Annotated in this window: 14 protein-coding genes and 1 tRNA gene; 6 read left to right on the top strand and 9 right to left on the bottom strand. The window is 69.4% G+C overall.

Annotated features, from left to right (window positions below; translation table 11 throughout):
• The first annotated feature begins 31 nt into the window (after nt 1-31).
• Nucleotides 32-108: transfer RNA gene (locus WG903_RS00550), tRNA-Arg, on the top strand.
• A 48-nt stretch (nt 109-156) separates the two neighbouring features.
• On the opposite strand, the gene panC is transcribed toward WG903_RS00550, so the two are convergent.
• From panC to WG903_RS00525, 5 genes are all read right to left on the bottom strand, one after another.
• Nucleotides 157-978, bottom strand: coding sequence for a pantoate--beta-alanine ligase (panC, locus tag WG903_RS00545; RefSeq protein WP_340072220.1), 822 nt, complete (start codon nt 976-978; stop codon nt 157-159).
• A gap of 2 nt (nt 979-980) precedes the next feature.
• Nucleotides 981-1787 (bottom strand): 3-methyl-2-oxobutanoate hydroxymethyltransferase, encoded by an 807-nt coding sequence (panB, locus tag WG903_RS00540; RefSeq protein WP_340072219.1) that lies wholly within the window; start codon nt 1785-1787, stop codon nt 981-983.
• The gene (gene bioB / locus WG903_RS00535; RefSeq protein WP_340072218.1) at nt 1784-2737 is read right to left on the bottom strand and encodes a biotin synthase BioB; all 954 of its coding nucleotides are present in this window, start codon (nt 2735-2737) and stop codon (nt 1784-1786) included. The genes panB and bioB overlap by 4 nt, the downstream gene beginning before the upstream one ends.
• Entirely contained in the window at nt 2734-3111 is a 378-nt protein-coding gene (gene panD / locus WG903_RS00530) for an aspartate 1-decarboxylase (RefSeq protein WP_340072217.1), read from the bottom strand. Before panD ends, bioB begins: the two co-directional genes overlap by 4 nt.
• A gap of 71 nt (nt 3112-3182) precedes the next feature.
• Complete coding sequence (locus WG903_RS00525; protein WP_340072216.1) at nt 3183-3668, bottom strand: Lrp/AsnC family transcriptional regulator; 486 nt, start codon at nt 3666-3668, stop codon at nt 3183-3185.
• Between the two features lie 123 nt (nt 3669-3791).
• Between WG903_RS00525 and WG903_RS00520 the strand changes: the two genes are divergently transcribed.
• Together WG903_RS00520 and amaB are read left to right on the top strand one after the other, a co-directional pair.
• Nucleotides 3792-4886, top strand: coding sequence for a saccharopine dehydrogenase C-terminal domain-containing protein (locus tag WG903_RS00520; protein ID WP_445263564.1), 1095 nt, complete (start codon nt 3792-3794; stop codon nt 4884-4886).
• A 13-nt stretch (nt 4887-4899) separates the two neighbouring features.
• Nucleotides 4900-6414: an L-piperidine-6-carboxylate dehydrogenase gene (amaB, locus tag WG903_RS00515; protein WP_340072215.1), complete on the top strand. Its 1515-nt coding sequence runs from the start codon at nt 4900-4902 to the stop codon at nt 6412-6414.
• Here the strand turns inward: amaB and WG903_RS00510 are convergent.
• The gene (locus WG903_RS00510) at nt 6411-6833 is read right to left on the bottom strand and encodes a PaaI family thioesterase (RefSeq protein WP_340072214.1); all 423 of its coding nucleotides are present in this window, start codon (nt 6831-6833) and stop codon (nt 6411-6413) included. The two genes, amaB and WG903_RS00510, sit on opposite strands and share 4 nt — an antisense overlap.
• A gap of 228 nt (nt 6834-7061) precedes the next feature.
• On the opposite strand from WG903_RS00510, the gene WG903_RS00505 reads away from it, so the two are divergent.
• Entirely contained in the window at nt 7062-9269 is a 2208-nt protein-coding gene (locus WG903_RS00505) for a cellulose synthase (protein WP_340072212.1), read from the top strand.
• A 13-nt stretch (nt 9270-9282) separates the two neighbouring features.
• Here WG903_RS00505 and WG903_RS00500 read toward each other — a convergent pair whose 3' ends face one another.
• Nucleotides 9283-9684 (bottom strand): response regulator, encoded by a 402-nt coding sequence (locus WG903_RS00500; RefSeq protein ID WP_340072210.1) that lies wholly within the window; start codon nt 9682-9684, stop codon nt 9283-9285.
• A 140-nt stretch (nt 9685-9824) separates the two neighbouring features.
• Between WG903_RS00500 and WG903_RS00495 the strand changes: the two genes are divergently transcribed.
• Nucleotides 9825-12281 carry a sensor domain-containing protein gene (locus WG903_RS00495; RefSeq protein WP_340072209.1) on the top strand — a complete coding sequence of 819 codons (2457 nt, stop codon included), beginning with the start codon at nt 9825-9827 and terminating at the stop codon, nt 12279-12281.
• Between the two features lie 6 nt (nt 12282-12287).
• Here WG903_RS00495 and WG903_RS00490 read toward each other — a convergent pair whose 3' ends face one another.
• Entirely contained in the window at nt 12288-13034 is a 747-nt protein-coding gene (locus tag WG903_RS00490; protein ID WP_340072207.1) for a hypothetical protein, read from the bottom strand.
• A gap of 93 nt (nt 13035-13127) precedes the next feature.
• On the opposite strand from WG903_RS00490, the gene greB reads away from it, so the two are divergent.
• Entirely contained in the window at nt 13128-13691 is a 564-nt protein-coding gene (gene greB / locus WG903_RS00485) for a transcription elongation factor GreB (RefSeq protein ID WP_340072205.1), read from the top strand.
• Here the strand turns inward: greB and WG903_RS00480 are convergent.
• Nucleotides 13675-15942, bottom strand: coding sequence for a RelA/SpoT family protein (locus tag WG903_RS00480; RefSeq protein WP_445263563.1), 2268 nt, complete (start codon nt 15940-15942; stop codon nt 13675-13677). The genes greB and WG903_RS00480 overlap by 17 nt on opposite strands.
• Nucleotides 15943-16027: the final 85 nt, after the last annotated feature.

Genomic DNA, 16027 nt, shown 5'->3' with positions numbered 1-16027 from the left:
CCGGGCGGCTGCTGGTATACTCACCGGCTCAGCGGCTGTAGCTCAGTTGGATAGAGTACTTGGCTACGAACCAAGGGGTCGTGGGTTCGAATCCTGCCAGCCGCGCCAAATCGAAGGGCCTGCGTCGAAAGATGCGGGCCCTTTCCGTTTGCCGCGTCAGAACTCCAGGTTGTCGATGAGGCGCGTGGTGCCCAGGCGCGCCGCGCCGAGCGCCACCAACGTGTCGCCCTCGGCCGGGGCCTGCAAGTCGGCGCGACGGCGCACGGTGAGGTAGTCAGGCTGCCACCCGCGCCGCGCGAGTGAAGTCGTCGCATCAGCCTCTGCTACCGCGCGGTCCACGCCTGACCGAACTCGTTCGGCCAAGGCCTTCAGCGCAAGCGACAGCTGCACCGCCTCCTCGCGCTCGCCCGCCGACAGGTACCCATTGCGCGACGACAGCGCCAGGCCGTCGCCTGCGCGTTGCGTCTCACCCGCCACGATCTCGATCGGCAGCGCGAACTGCCGCACCATGCCGCGGATCACCATCAGCTGCTGGTAGTCCTTCTTGCCGAACACGGCGACGCGCGGCTGCACGCAGGCGAACAGCTTCATCACCACCGTGCACACGCCGGTGAAGAAGCCGGGGCGGAACTCGCCTTCGAGGATGTCACCGATGGGCGCCGGCGGCTGCACCTTGTAGGTTTGCGGCTCGGGGTAAAGCTCGCGCTCGCCCGGCGCGAAGACGATGTCGCAGCCGGCCGTGCGCAGCTTCGCGCAATCGCCCTCGAACGTGCGCGGGTAGCTGTCGAAGTCCTCGTGCGGCAGGAACTGCAGGCGGTTGACGAAGATGCTGGCGACGGCCACGTCGCCGAGTTCGCGCGCGCGGTGCACCAGCGCCAGATGGCCCTCGTGCAGGTTGCCCATGGTGGGCACGAAGGCGGGCTTGCGCGCGGCTTGCAGCGTGGCGCGCAGTTCGGCGACGGTGTGGACGACTTGCATGGTCAGTGGCAGTGCAGGTGCGGGTCGGGAAAGGTGCCGTTCTTCACGGCGTCGACGTAGCGGCGCACGGCATGCGCGATGCCCGTGCTGCCGTCGCTGAAGTCGCGCACGAAGCGCGGCGGCTTGCCGGGGTGCAGCCCCAGCAGGTCGTGCAGCACCAGCACCTGGCCGCCGCACTGGGGCCCCGCGCCGATGCCGATGATGGGGACGGGCAGCGCGCGCGTCACTTCGGCGGCGAGGGCCGCCGGGACGAGTTCGAGGACGAGCATCGCGGCGCCCGCATCTGCGAGCTCTTTCGCGTGCGCCAGCAGCTGCGCCGCCGCCACGTCGCCGCGGCCCTGCACGCGCCAGCCGCCCAGCGCATGCACCGACTGCGGTGTGAGCCCGAGGTGCGCGCACACGGGGATGCCGCGGTCGACGAGGAAGCGCACGGTGTCCGCCGTCCATCCGCCGCCTTCGAGCTTGACCATGTGCGCGCCGGCCTGAACGAGGACGGCGGCGCTGCGCAGCGCCTGCTCGCGCGACTCCTGGTAGCTGCCGAAGGGCAGGTCGCCGATGACCCAGGCGGTGCGGTTGCCCTGCGCGACGCAGCGCGTGTGGTACGCCATGTGCTCCAGCGTCACCGGCGTGGTGCCGCGCTCGCCCTGCAGGACCATGCCCAGCGAGTCGCCCACCAGCAGGCAGTCGACACCGGCCTCGTCCAGCACGCGCGCGAAGGTCGCGTCGTAGCAGGTGAGCATCGCGACCTTCTCGCCGGCCGCGTGCATCTCGCGCAAGCGGTGCAAGGTGACGGGCTTGCGCTCGCTCATGCGGGCAGCGGCTGCGGCTGGCCGGCTTTCAGGCCGAGCCGTTGCAGGAGCTCGAGGTCGGCGGCGGTGTCGGGGTTGCCGGTGGTCAGCAGCTTGTCGCCATAGAAGATCGAGTTGGCGCCCGCCTGGAAGCACAAGGCCTGCACCGCTTCGCCCATCTGCTGGCGCCCGGCCGACAGCCGCACCCGCGCGCGCGGCATCGTGATGCGTGCAACTGCGATGGTGCGCACGAACTCGAAGGGGTCCAGCGGCGGCTCGTCGGCCAGCGGCGTGCCTTTCACGCGCACCAGGTGGTTGATCGGCACCGATTCCGGATAGGGGTCGAGGTTGGCCAGCTGCGCGATGAGCGCCGCGCGCTGCCGGCGCGACTCGCCCATGCCGACGATGCCGCCGCAGCACACCTTCACGCCCGCGCCGCGCACGTGCTCCAGCGTGTCCAGGCGGTCCTGGTAGTCGCGCGTGGTGATGATCTCGCCGTAGAACTCGGGCGCGCTGTCCAGGTTGTGGTTGTAGTAGTCCAGGCCGGCGGCTTGCAGCGTCTCGGCGTGGCCTTCGTCCAGCATGCCCAGCGTGGCGCAGGTCTCCAGGCCCAGGGCCTTCACTTCGGCGACCAGCTCGGCCACCTTCTCGATGTCGCGGTCCTTGGGCGAGCGCCAGGCCGCGCCCATGCAGAAGCGCGTGGCGCCGGCGTCCTTCGCGCGCTGCGCGGCGGTGCGCACCTCGTGCGGCTCCATCAGGCGCGTCGCCTCGACGCCGGTGTCGTAGCGCGCGGCCTGCGGGCAGTAGGCGCAGTCCTCGGGGCAGCCGCCGGTCTTCACCGACAGCAAGGTGGCGAGCTCGACCAGCGACGGGTCGAAGTTCTCGCGGTGCACGGCCTGCGCGCGGTGCAGGAGCTCGGCGAAGGGCAGCGCGTACAGCGCCTCCACCTGCGCAATGGTCCAGCGCGTCATGCCTGCACCGGCACGAAGTCGCGCTGGCCGACCTGGCGGTTCGCCTCGTCGACGAACACCAGCTTGGGCTTGAAGCCGGCGACGGCTTCCGCAGGCACCTGCGCGAAGGCCGCGATGATGACCAGGTCGCCGACGGCGGCGCGCCGCGCGGCCGAGCCGTTCACCGACACCATCCCGCTGCCGCGCCGTCCCTTGATCGCGTAAGTGACGAAGCGCTCGCCGTTGGCGATGTTCCAGATGTGCACCTGCTCGTTCTCGGCGATGCCCGCCGCGTCGAGCAGGTCCTCGTCGATGGCGCAGGAGCCTTCGTAGTGCAGCTCGCACTGCGTCACCGTGACGCGGTGGATCTTGGATTGGAGCAGCGTGCGCAGCATCGGCCTTCCCGAAAACAAAAGTGCGCAATGTAGCAGCGCCTTGGTACCGGCGCGTCCCGCAGGCGACGACTCTAGGCGTTGCGGTCTACGCGCAAGGCCAGCACCACCGAGGTGGTGGTGCGCAGCACGCCTTCCATCTCGCCGATTTCGTCCAGCAGCGCGTCCAGCCGCATGGTGGTGGGTGCGCGCAGCAGCGCCATGTAGTCGAACTCGCCGCTGACCGAGGCCAGCTGGCGCAGCTCGGGCAGGCGCGTGAGGCGGCGGATCACGTCGCGCTGCATCTTGGGGTTGATCGAGATGCCCACGTAGGCCTGCACGCCCTGTTCGGCGGCTTCGCTGCCCAGCCGCACGGTGTAGCCGACGATCACGCTGGTGGCCTCCAGGCGCGCCAGCCGCGCGAGCACGGTGGTGCGCGCCACACCCAGCTTGCGTCCCAGGTTCGCCACGCTCTCGCGGGCGTTGGCCTGCAGCAGCGCGATCAGCTCGCGGTCCAGCGAATCCTTGGGCGCGGCCAGGGGGATGGGCTGCTTCTCGGGGGTGCGTTTGCGCGTGGCCATGGCGGTTTCGTCGAAATTCTATGACGAAACGGCGAAACAGGCACGCATTCGGACGAACTTGCCCTACCAATCGTCAGCACCGCTTCCTAGAATCGTTGCAGCAAATCCATAGGAAGAACGACCATGCGCAACGTTGCCCTCCTCGGCGCCGGCCACATCGGCCAGACCATCGCCCGCCTGCTGCACGACAGCGGCGACTACCGCGTCACCGTGTTCGACCAGAACCCGGCGGCGCTCGCGAAGCTGCACGCCCAGGGCGTCGGCACCCACACCGTCGTGGGCGAGATCGACACCATCGCCCCGGCCCTGAAGGGCCAGGACATCATGGTCAACGCGCTGCCTTACCACCTGGCGATCCCCGCCGCCCGCATGGCGCGCGACGCCGGCCTGCACTACTTCGACCTGACCGAGGATGTGGCGGCCACCAAGGAAATCCAGAAGATCGCCGCCGACGCGAAGACCGCGTTCATGCCCCAGTGCGGACTGGCGCCCGGCTTCATCGGCATCGTGGCGCACCACCTCACGCAATCGTTCGACTCGCTGCACGAGGTGAAGATGCGCGTGGGCGCGCTGCCGGAGTTCCCGACGAACGCGCTGAAGTACAACCTGACCTGGAGCGTGGACGGCCTCATCAACGAGTACTGCCACCCCTGCGAAGCCATCCACGACGGCGAGACGATCAACGCGCTGCCGCTGGAGGGCCTGGAGCATTTCTCGCTGGACGGCATCGAGTACGAGGCCTTCAACACCTCGGGCGGCCTGGGCACGCTGTGCGAGACGCTCAAGGGCCGCGTGCGCGACCTGGACTACAAGACCGTGCGCTACCCCGGCCACCGCGACCTGATGATGTTCCTGCTGCGCGACCTGCAATTGCACCGCGACCAGAACCAGCTGAAGGACATCATGCGCAAGTCGATGCCGGCCACGATGCAGGACGTGGTGCTGGTCTTCGTCACCGTCTCCGGCATGAAGGGCGGCACGCTGGTGCAGGAAGTGTTCGCGCGCAAGATCTTCGCCGAGCGGAGCGGCGACCAGCAGCTGTCGGCCATCCAGATCACGACGGCTGCCGGCATCTGCGCCGCCGTGGACCTGTTCTGCCACGACAAGCTGCCCCAGCGCGGCTTCATCGCGCAGGAGCAGGTGAAGCTGCCGGACTTCCTGGCCAACCGCTTCGGCAAGGCTTATGCAAAATCGCGGCAGGTCGAATCGATCTGCTGAGAAGGAAAGCACCATGACACTCGCCGCCAAATCGCTCGCCGCACTGGGCATGCCGACGTCGCAAACCGCCGACGGCACGCTGGCCGTGCGCTCGCCCATCGATGGCTCCGCCATCGGCAACGTGCGCGAAGCCTCGCCCGCGGAAGTCGGCAAGGCCGTCGAGCGCGCGCACGAGGCCTTCCTGGCCTGGCGCAACGTGCCCGCGCCCAAGCGCGGCGAGCTCGTGCGCCTGTTCGGCGAGGAGCTGCGCCGGCACAAGTCGGAGCTGGCGCGCCTGGTTTCGGTGGAGGCCGGCAAGATCGCCAGCGAGGGCGAGGGCGAAGTGCAGGAGATGATCGACATCTGCGACTTCGCCGTCGGCCTGTCACGCCAGCTCTACGGCCTGACCATCGCCAGCGAGCGCCCCGGCCACCGCATGATGGAGCAGTGGCACCCGCTGGGGGTCGTCGGCGTGATCTCCGCGTTCAATTTCCCGGTGGCGGTGTGGGCGTGGAACGCCGCGCTGGCGCTGGTGTGCGGCAACACGGTGGTGTGGAAGCCGTCGGAGAAGACACCGCTGACGGCGCTGGCGACGCAGGCGCTGTTCGAGCGCGCGCTGGACGCCTTCTCGAAGCAGCAAGGCACCCCGAAGCTCGCGCTGTCGCATGTCGTCAACGGCCGCGCGCCGGTCGGTGAAGCACTGGTGGACCACCCGAAGGTTGCGCTCGTCTCGGCGACGGGCTCGACGCGCATGGGCCGCGCCGTCGGCCCGCGCGTGGCGCAGCGCTTCGGCCGCTGCCTGCTGGAACTCGGCGGCAACAACGCCATCATCGTCGCGCCCACGGCGGACCTGGAGCTCGCCACGCGCGGCATCCTGTTCGGCGCCTACGGCACGGCGGGCCAGCGCTGCACGACCACGCGGCGCGTGATCGTCCACGAGAGCATCCACGACGAACTGGTGCAGCGCCTGGAGCGCACGCGCGGCCAGTTGCGCATCGGCGACCCGCTGGAGAACGGCACGCTCATCGGCCCGCTGATCGACCGGCACGCCTTCGACGGCATGCAGGCGGCGCTGGCCAAGGCGCGCGAGCAGGGCGGCCAGGTCACGGGCGGCGAGCGCGTGCTGCAGGCGCAGTGGCCCGACGCCTTCTACGTCGCACCCGCGCTGGCCCGGATGGCGTCGCAGTCCGGCGTGGTGCTGGAAGAGACCTTCGCGCCCATCCTGTACGCGCTGAAGTACCGCGAGCTGGACGAGGCCATCGCGCTGCAGAACGCGGTGCCGCAAGGCCTGTCGTCGGCGATCTTCACCAACGACGTGCGCGAAGCCGAGCGCTTCATGTCGGCGTCGGGCTCCGACTGCGGCATCGCCAACGTCAACATCGGCACCTCGGGCGCCGAGATCGGCGGCGCCTTCGGCGGCGAGAAGGAAACCGGGGGCGGGCGCGAATCGGGCTCCGATTCGTGGAAGGCCTACATGCGCCGCACGACCAACACGGTCAATTACTCCAGCGCGCTGCCGCTGGCGCAGGGCGTGAAGTTCGACGTCTAGGCGGCGTTCGCGGCGACGGGCACGAGCAGCACCTCGCCCGTCGCCACCAGCACCTCGCCCTTGTCGGTTTCCCCGAACATCTCGCAGGCGGTGAACACCTGCGAGCGGCCGGCCTTGACCACGCGCGCCCGCGCGATGAAGCGGCGGCCCACCGCGGGCCGCACGCAGTTGATGGCGTAGTGCGACGCCAGCACCGGGCCCGAGACGGTCGTGGCCGCGTAGCCGCAGGCCGTGTCGATGAAGCCGCCGACGATGCCGGCGTGCGCGAAGCCGGCGTACTGGCCGAATTCCTCGCGCCAGGGCATCGCGATGGTGGCGCGGCCTTCTTCGACGGAGACCACTTCCAGCCCGCACCAGCGGTTGAATGCGGCCGTCTGGTTGAGCGACTGGAGGCGGGCGAGGTGTTCGGCGGGATTCATGTAACCAATCTACGGCCGCGCGCAATGCGCGGCTGTCCTTGCCGCGACCTACTGTCGCGCAGGCAGCAGCCCGCTACGGTTGGGGAGTAGGCACGTTCCTACGCGGCCTCGGCGGCTTCACTGGCGAGCCGCAGCGGTTACAACTCCTAAATTGGGACCGGGATTGAAACACACCGGCCGAGCTTCGCGAGCGACGCTGGGTGCCTGAGCAGGACCACGGAGCTTCCCATGCCTGACCGACGCCTCGCCGCTGCGTGCGCACTCCTCGTTGGCGCGAGCTGGGCGCAACCGCAACCCCCCGCACCGCTGCCGCCGCTCGCGGCGGCGCAAGCCGTGTCGGTGGGCGATGCGTTCCGCAAGCTCAGCGGCGACACCTCAGTCGCGCGTTCCGTCAGCCTGGCCGATCTCGGCCTGCCGCCCATCGTGCTGGGCTATCCCGACGCGGCGCGCGAAATCCAGCTGCCCGTGCCGCCGAACGTGCCGCTCACCAACGCCACGCTGCAGATGGACGCGAGCTTCGTGCGAGCCGACGGCGGGCGCACCACGCTCATCCTGTCGCTCGACGGATTCCCGGCGTCGGCGAGGCCCGTCGCGGCTGAGCGCGGCGACGGCAGCCTGACGCTGGCCGTGGACGGCACGGCACGCCCCACCGGCATCGTGCGATTCAACGTCGACTGGCGCACCGCGATCACGCGCGAGAACACCTGCACCGACACGCGCACGCCCGGCAACCTGCTGCGCATCGAGCCGACCACGCGCCTGTCGTACCGCTTCGACGCGGCCACGGTGCAGGACCTCCCGGCCGCATGGGCCGCACTGCCGGCCACGCCGGTCATCTTGGTGACGAGCAGCCGGCTCTCGGCGCAGGCCTTCGACGCCGCGTGGCGCGTGGGCGTCGCGCTGGAGCGCGCGGGCAAGCACCCGCGCATCCGCACGGTGCCTGCGGTGGGCGACGTGGTCGACCTCACGAACGTCACCATCCCGCCGGCGCTCAAGCGGGTCCCGGCCTTCTCTGCACTCGCCGAGGCCAGCGCCACCGGCAAACGAAAGCTGCGCGACCTGGCCGAGGTCGGCGCCGTGATTGCACTGGGTAACGCCGGGCCGCTGCAGGCCGACATCGTGATCGGCGACCGCTCGATCGCCGGCGTGCTTGCGCAAGCGCTGGATGCCCTGAAGGCGCAATTGCCGCCCGAAGGCATCGAGGCCTTCAACGAATGGCGCGAGCGCGCGCTCGACGGCTGGAGCCGCCAGCTGGCATCGGGCCAGGTGCGCGTGGCCAACGTGCTGGGCCGCCCGGCGATCGTGGTGGCGCAGGACGCGGGGCCCGATGCCGCCGCGCTGTTCACGCAGCCCACGGGCACGGCGCCGATCAACGTCGCGGCCGCGGACGACCCGCGCAGCGACGTGTCGTCCGTGTCACTGAAGTACCTGGGCGCAAAGCCCGCGACGCTGGAAGTGCTGTCACGCGCCGACTGGACGGCCGGCTTCCCGATCGGCGCGCTGGCCGGCGACGGCCGCCTGCCGTCGACGCTGGTCATCGACGTCGCCGCCGCGCCGGGCGCCGCGCGCAGCGCGCCGGTCGCGTCGGTGTTCCTCAACGACGTGCTGCTGTCGGCGCGCGAGCTCGACGCGAGCGGGCGTCGCGAGCGCTTGATCGCGCCCATCCCGCGCCACGTGCTGTCGGCGCAGAACACCATCCGCGTCTCCTTCGTGCGCCAGCCCGCCAGCGATCGCTGCCGCGAATCGCCGGAGCCTTACCCGGTGTCCGTGCTGGCCAGCAGCCATGTGTTGCTCGACAAGGTGGAACCGGGCCCGGACTTCAGCGGCCTCATCGCGCGCTTCGCCCGCGGCGGCAGCCTGCTGGTGCCCGTGGCCTATTTGCAGGACGCGCACAACACCTTGCCGCGCGTGATCGCGCTGGCCGCCAGCACGGGCCTGTCGCCCGCCCGCGCGCGCTTCGACGCGGTCGGCGACACCGGCCCGCAGCAGCCCAAGGGGCCGTTCCTTGCGCTGGACGTCGCGCTGCAAGGCGTGGACAGCGAAGTGCGCGTCGAAGCGGGGCGCCTGTACGCGCAAGGCTCCGACCGCCCGCTGCTCGACGTCGGCGGCCTGCAGCGCGCGGGCGTGATCGAAGTGGTGAAGCAAGGCGGCGTGGCTGGTGCGGTGTACCGCACCATCGCGCGCGACGGCCCGGTGCCCGAGCGGCCCTTCCAGCTGTCGCAAGGCAACGTGGCCGTGATCTCGTCCACCGGCTTGCGCGCGGAGATCAACACCTGGGACCCCACGGGCCAGGCCATGGTCGGCGAACGGCGCGCCACGATCCCGGGCGGGCGACACATGTGGGTGGTGTGGGCGCTGGTGCTGGCGTTCCTCGCGGGCGTCGCCGCGTTCGGCTGGTACGTGTGGCGCCGCCGTGTGCAGGCGGCCGGGTCATGAACGGCGCGCGGCCTCAGGCGGCGGTCGTTTGGGCCTGCGCGATGCGGAAGCACTGATGCGCGCAGTAGTCGACGAGCGAATCGATCTCGGTGGACTTGTCGAACACCGCGTCCACGCCCAGCTGGGCGCAGCGCTTGCGCACGCTGGCGTTGATGTAGTTGGAGAAGACCACGATCTTCTGCGTGGGCCGCGTGCGCTTGATGCACTGGGCCAGGTGGATGCCGCTGCCCTGCTTGAGGAAGAGGTCGACGATCACCAGGTCCCAGCCGTCGGCGTTCTGCGACAGCCAGGCCATCGCTTCGGCCTCGGTCGCGCTCGTGCCGGCGACCTGCACGCAGGTCAGCTCCTCGAGGGTCCCGATGAGGTTTTCGCGAATGGTCGCGTTGTCCTCGATGACAAAGGCTTTCAGATGCACGGCTACTGCTTGGGGCAAAGTGATGCCCGGGCCCTGATGATGCTGGCGTGGCTCTGCGCTGGCCCGGCGGAATTGCCCGCGAGTGCGGGTAGGACCGAGCCTACCGTCCCCGTGGGGCCCCAAGGAACCGTTTGAAGCACATGCAAGACACGCGAACCACCGGCAACGACAAGCTGCTCGAAGCGGACAGCCTGCTCGCGCTCATGGAGCGCACGGCGTTCGTCGGCGCGTGGGCGCTCGATCCGCAGACCGGCGACATCGCGTGGTCCGAGCAGCTCGCCGCCATCCACGATGCGCCCGCGGGCTTCACGCCCCCGCGCGACGACCCCTTCGGCTTCTACGCGCCCGAGTGGCGCGAGAAGATCAACGCGCTGGTGGAAAGCTGCGCGAGCACGGGCACGCCGTTCGACGAGGAGATGCAGATCGTCACGCTCAAGGGCCGGCGCGCGTGGGTGCGCACGGTGGGCCAGCCGGTGCGCGACGAAACGGGCGAGGTGATCCGCGTCGAAGGCGCGGTGCAGGAGATCGCGCCGCACGGCTACCGCGCGGGCACGCTGATGCGGCACACCGTGAGCATGGGCGGCGCGATGGGCAGCGGCGAAGCGTTCGCCACCGTCGACCGGCAAGGGCGCTTCACCTACCTCAACGAGCAGGCCGAGCGCCTGCTCGCCCGGCCCGCGCGCGAGTTGCTGGGGCGCCCGATCTGGAACTACTTCCAGAAGACGGTGCGCCTGCGGCTGGAAGAGCAGTTCCGCCGCAGCTTCACCACCGGCAACAAGCTCGAGGCGGAAGAGCTCGATGCCCAGCTGTCCGGGCGCATCGAGATGCGCGGTTATCCGTTCGGCGGCGGCATGGCGGTGCACCTGCGCGACGTGACGGCGCGCCACAAGTCGCAGGAGCTGCTGCGGCTGCTGGAAGGCAGCATCGCGCGCCTGAACGACCTGGTGATCATCACGGAGGCGGGACCGTTCTCCGAGCCGGGCCCGCGCATCGTGTTCGTCAACGAGGCCTTCGAGCGCCGCACGGGCTACACGCCGGAAGAGGTGATGGGGCGCACGCCGCGCCTGCTGCAAGGGCCCGGCACGCAGCGCAGCGAGCTCGACAAGATCCGCCAGGCGATGGAGCAGTGGCAGCCCGCGCGCGTCGACCTCATCAATTACAAGAAGAGCGGCGAGGCCTTCTGGGTCGACCTGGAGGTCTCGCCCGTGTGGGACGAGCAGCGCAAGCTGACGCACTGGGTCGCGGTGGGCCGCGACATCACCGAGCGCAAGACGGCCGAGGAGAAGATCCAGTACCTGGCGTTCTACGACCCGCTCACGCGCCTGCCCAACCGCCAGCTGCTGCTCGACCGCCTGCACCGCGCGCTGTCCGAAGGCGACAAGCCGCGCGAAGGCGCGCTGATGTTCATCGACCTGGACAACTTCAAGGTGCTCAACGACACGCTGGGCCACCAGAAGGGCGACCAGCTGCTGCAACAGGTGGCCGAGCGCTTGCGTTCGTGCGTGGCGCGCGGCGACACGGTCGCGCGCCTGGGCGGCGACGAATTCGTGATCCTGCTGCAGCACACCGGGCAGAAGCCCTTCGAGCCCACGGCCGGTGCGCGCGCCGTGAGCGAGCGCATCCTGCAGAAGCTGGGCGAGCCCTACCAGCTCTCCGGCTACCTGCACCACTCCACCTGCAGCATCGGCGTCACGCTCTTCGGCAAGACGCCGTGGACGGTGAGCGAGCTGCTCAAGCAGGCGGACCTGGCGATGTACCAGGCCAAGGCCGCCGGCCGCAACGCCGTGCGCTTCTTCGATCCCGAGATGCAGGCCACCGCCACCGCGAACGCCGCGATGGCCACGGACCTGCGGCAGGCGTGGCGCGAAGGCCAGTTCCTCATCGACTACCAGCCGCAGGTGGGCGCCGACGGCCGCATGACGGGCGTGGAGGCGCTGCTGCGCTGGAAGCACCCGCAGCGCGACATGGTCCCGCCGGCGGAGTTCATCCCGACCGCGGAGGAGACGTCGCTCATCGTGCCCATCGGCCGCTGGGTGATCGAGCAGGCCTGTGCGCAGCTGGCCAAGTGGGAGAAGCAGCCGGGCCGCGAGCACCTGTCGATCGCGGTGAACGTGAGCGTGCGGCAGTTCCGCGACCCGGACTTCGTCGACCAGGTGATGCACGCCATCCGCGACTGGAAGATCGAGCCGCACAAGCTCAAGCTGGAGCTCACCGAAAGCCTGCTGGCCGAAGGCATCGAGGTCACGACCGCCAAGATGGCGAGCCTGAAGGAGATGGGCGTGTCGCTGTCGCTCGACGACTTCGGGATGGGCTATTCGTCGCTGTCGTACCTCAAGCGCCTGCCGCTGGACCAATTGAAGATCGACAAGGAGTTCGTGCGCGACATCCTCACCGACGCCAATGACGCGGCGATCGCGCGGACCATCATCCACCTGGCGCGCAGCCTGGGGCTCGGTGTGGTGGCGGAGGGCGTGGAGACGGAGGAGCAGCGGGCCTTCCTGGCGAACGAGGGCTGCTACGAGTACCAGGGCTTCCTGTTCTGCAAGCCGCTGCGCATCGACGAGCTCGAGGCCTTCATCGATGCGGGGAAGGGGTAGCCGGGGTCAGTGCGGCGCGATCTGCAGCGGCGCCGTCGCCAGGTGCCGCGGCAGCCGCAGCGCGATGTGGTCGTCGCCGCGCACCAGGTCCACGCCTTCGGCCAGCGCCAGGGCCTGCACGTCGGCCCAGTCGAGCTGGCGGTAGCTGGCTTCGTAAGGCAGGCCTTCGAACTCGTCTTCGCGCGGCGTGATGCGCACCGACACCTGGGCCGTCGGGCCGTCGACTTCGGCCTTCACTTCGACGCGCGACGGGCCCGAGGCGGCGTCGGTCAGCGTGATGAGCGACGCGATCAGCAGGTTGCGCAGCGCGACGCGCGAGACCTGGAAACCGGTCTCGGGGCAGTCCACCTCGACGAGGAAGCCGCGGAAGTTGAAGTTGCTGGCGAGCAGCGCCACGCACTCGTTCACGCCGTCGGCCAGCTTGATGCCTTCGTCTTCGCCCGGCACCAGCCACGCGGCGACCTGCAGGCAATTGGCAACGGCGTCGCGCGCGATGCGGTTGAGCTTGGCGATGCTGGCGTGGAATTCGGCGGGGTCCGGCGAGCCGCGGTCGAGCTTGGCGTTCATCACCTCGGCCATCATCGCGATGGCCTGCAGGTTCACCACCATGTCGTGCTTGAGCGCGGGGCCCAGGCGGCGCAGCACACCGTAGCGCGCGGCTTCGGCGCCCGCGCGCGATCGCTTGCCGGGGGCGGCCAACGGGGGTTCGGGATCGCGGGTCTCCGCCGCGGAGGTGGGTGTAGCGACTGCCATGTACTGCGCGAATCGTGCCTCAGGCACAGGCGGCGATCCGTAGGATTGTTGCCATCCGACTGTAGGACCGGGCCGTTGGAATATCCTTCGCGCATGAACAAGGCGTTCACGAAGGAAACCGACGGCGACGAGGACGAAGACGGCGCGTTGCCGGAGATTCCCGCGGGCACGAAAAACTACATCACGCCGCAGGGCTACGCGCGCCTGCGCGCGGAGCTGCTGCAGCTGATCGACGAGGAGCGGCCCAAGGTGGTGGAGGTGGTGCACTGGGCCGCGAGCAACGGCGACCGCTCCGAGAACGGCGATTACATCTACGGCAAGAAGCGCCTGCGCGAGATCGACCGCCGCATCCGCTTCCTGACCAAGCGCCTGGAGATCGCCGAAGTCGCCGACCCCGCGCTGCACCACGGCAGCGACCAGGTGTTCTTCGGCGCGACGGTGACCTACGCCGACGAGACCGGCGAGGAGCGCACGGTCACGATCAAGGGCATCGACGAGGCCGACCACGCGCACGGCGAGGTGAGCTGGATCTCGCCGATCGCGCGGGCGCTGCTGAAGTGCCGGGTGGGAGACGTGGTGAAGCTCGTGACGCCGGCTGGCGTGCACGAGGTCGAAATCCTCGACGTGAAATACCCGGCGGCTAGCGCCCAGGCCTGACGCGCGACGCCCTCATGACGGACGGCGTGCGCTTGAGCACGCGCAGCACCTGCTCCAGGTGCGCCTTGTCGCGCACGGCGACGAGGAAGCGCAGGTCGGTGGCGTCCTGTGCCCGCTCCTCGTCCATGTCGACGTGCGTGATGTCGGCTTCGGCGCTGGCCAGTGCCGCTGCGACGCGCGCGAGCACGCCCTTGCCATTGGCGACGGTGACGAGCAGGTTGGTTTCGAACGGGCGCACCGGCTCGTCGGCCCACTCGACGCCGATGAAGCGCTCGGCATCCTTGTGCTGCAGCCGCTTGGCCACGGCGCAGTCGTCGCAATGCACGACCAGGCCTTCGCCGCGCCCGAGGTAGCCGACGATCTTGTCGCCGGGCACGGGGCGGCAGCAGGTGGCGAACTGCACCGAGGCGTTTTCGCTGCCGTCCAGCGTCACCTCGCCCTGCGACACGTTCTCGTGCGCCGTGTAGCGCTCCCGCGTGATCAACAGCGCGTTGGGCTTCTGCCCCATCTCGCCCAGCATCGTGACGAGGCGCTTGGCGACGATGGTGGCGATGCGCTTGCCCAGGCCGACGTCGGTGAGCAGCTCGTCGCGCGTGCGGTTGCCCGTGAAACGCAGGAGCTTCTCGTAGATGGGGTGGTAGGCCTCGTCGTCGGGCGGGAGCTTCTCCAGGCCTTCGGCGCGAACGGCCTGCGTGAGGAGTTTTTCGCCCAGCTCCTTCGACTCCGCCTGCGCCATCGACTTGAGGTGGTGGCGGATCTTGGAGCGGGCGCGGCCCGTGCGCACGAAACCAAGCCACGCGGGATTCGGCGTGGACACCGGCGCCGTCACCACCTCGACCACGTCGCCGTTCTTCAGCTCGGTGCGCAGCGGCACCTGCACGTTGTTGATGCGCGCGGCCACCGTGCGGTCGCCGATGTCGCTGTGGATCGCATAGGCGAAATCGACCACCGTCGCGCCGCGCGGCATGGCCATGATCTGGCTCTTGGGCGTGAAGACGTAGACGGCGTCGGGGAAGAGGTCGATCTTGACGTGGTCCCAGAACTCGGCGGCGTCGCGCGTCTCGTGCTGGATGTCCAGCAGCGATTGGAGCCACTTCGTGCCCAGGCGGTCGCTGGCGTCGGTCTCGATCTCGTCGGCCTTGTACAGCCAGTGCGCGGCCACGCCCGATTCGGCGACGACGTGCATCGGGTGCGTACGCATCTGGAACTCGACGTTCACGCCCGAGGGGCCCACCACCGTGGTGTGCAGCGACTGGTAGCCGTTGACCTTGGGGATCGCGATGTGGTCCTTGAACTTGCCCGGCACCGGCTTGTACATCTGGTGCAGCACACCCAGCGCCTTGTAGCAATCCAGCACCGTCGGCACGATCACGCGGAAGCCGTAGATGTCCGTCACCTGCGCGAAGCTCAGGTGCTTTTCCTCCATCTTGCGGTAGATGGAGTACAGCGTCTTTTCGCGCCCCCCGATCTCCACCTTCAGGCCGGCGGCGTGCAGGTCGTTCTCGACTTCCTTCTGCACCTTCTGGATCAGGTCGCGCCGGCGGCTGCGGGCCTTCGACACGGCCTTCGAGAGGATCGCGTGCCGCCACGGCTGCAGGTAGCGGAAGGCGAGCTCCTGCAGCTCGCGGTACGTCGCGTTCAGGCCCAGGCGGTGCGCGATCGGCGCGTAGATGTCCAGCGTCTCGGAAGAGATGCGCGCCCACTTCTCGCGCGGCACGTCTTCCAGCGTGCGCATGTTGTGCGTGCGGTCGGCCAGCTTGATCAGGATGACGCGCACGTCGCGCGCCATCGCCAGCAGCATCTTGCGGAAGGATTCGGCCTGGCTTTCCTCGCGCGTGTTGAACTGCAGCTTGTCCAGCTTGGTGAGGCCGTCCACCAGGTCCGCCACCGGCGCGCCGAAGCGCTCGATCAGCTCCGACTTGGAGACCCCGCAGTCCTCGATGGCATCGTGCAACAGCGCCGCCATGAGCGCCTGCGCATCGAGCTTCCATTCCGCGCACTGCGAGGCGACGGCGATGGGGTGGGTGATGTAGGGCTCGCCGCTGGCGCGGATCTGGCCCAGGTGCGCCTCGTCGGCGAAGCGGTAGGCCTTGCGGACCTGCTCGACGTCGGCCGGTTCCAGGTAATCGAGCTTGGCGGTCAGCGCCGCGAAGCTGGCCGCGGCTGCGTTGACAGCGGCTGGGCTGGGCGCCGCGGGGGCGCCTTTACCTTGTTTGCCCTTGCCCGATGACGATTCAATGACGGCTGTCACAGCGCTAATGTAGCGCGCCCAATAAAAAAGCACCCTGAAGAGGGTGCTTGCGCGGCGAGTCCCGGGCTACGCCGGGAAGTCCACT

The sequence above is a fragment of the Ramlibacter sp. PS4R-6 genome, assembly GCF_037572775.1.
Lineage (GTDB): Bacteria > Pseudomonadota > Gammaproteobacteria > Burkholderiales > Burkholderiaceae_C > Ramlibacter.
This window is presented reverse-complemented; position numbering and strand designations above follow the sequence as displayed.

What these genes read in the sequence shown, in the direction of transcription:
- panC (WP_340072220.1), bottom strand. Translation starts at nt 978, where the DNA reads ATGCAAGTCGTCCACACCGTCGCCGAACTGCGCGCCACGCTGCAAGCC.
- panB (WP_340072219.1), bottom strand. Translation starts at nt 1,787, where the DNA reads ATGAGCGAGCGCAAGCCCGTCACCTTGCACCGCTTGCGCGAGATGCAC.
- bioB (WP_340072218.1), bottom strand. Translation starts at nt 2,737, where the DNA reads ATGACGCGCTGGACCATTGCGCAGGTGGAGGCGCTGTACGCGCTGCCC.
- panD (WP_340072217.1), bottom strand. Translation starts at nt 3,111, where the DNA reads ATGCTGCGCACGCTGCTCCAATCCAAGATCCACCGCGTCACGGTGACG.
- WG903_RS00525 (WP_340072216.1), bottom strand. Translation starts at nt 3,668, where the DNA reads ATGGCCACGCGCAAACGCACCCCCGAGAAGCAGCCCATCCCCCTGGCC.
- WG903_RS00520 (WP_445263564.1), top strand. Translation starts at nt 3,792, where the DNA reads ATGCGCAACGTTGCCCTCCTCGGCGCCGGCCACATCGGCCAGACCATC.
- amaB (WP_340072215.1), top strand. Translation starts at nt 4,900, where the DNA reads ATGACACTCGCCGCCAAATCGCTCGCCGCACTGGGCATGCCGACGTCG.
- WG903_RS00510 (WP_340072214.1), bottom strand. Translation starts at nt 6,833, where the DNA reads ATGAATCCCGCCGAACACCTCGCCCGCCTCCAGTCGCTCAACCAGACG.
- WG903_RS00505 (WP_340072212.1), top strand. Translation starts at nt 7,062, where the DNA reads ATGCCTGACCGACGCCTCGCCGCTGCGTGCGCACTCCTCGTTGGCGCG.
- WG903_RS00495 (WP_340072209.1), top strand. Translation starts at nt 9,825, where the DNA reads ATGCAAGACACGCGAACCACCGGCAACGACAAGCTGCTCGAAGCGGAC.
- WG903_RS00490 (WP_340072207.1), bottom strand. Translation starts at nt 13,034, where the DNA reads ATGGCAGTCGCTACACCCACCTCCGCGGCGGAGACCCGCGATCCCGAA.
- greB (WP_340072205.1), top strand. Translation starts at nt 13,128, where the DNA reads ATGAACAAGGCGTTCACGAAGGAAACCGACGGCGACGAGGACGAAGAC.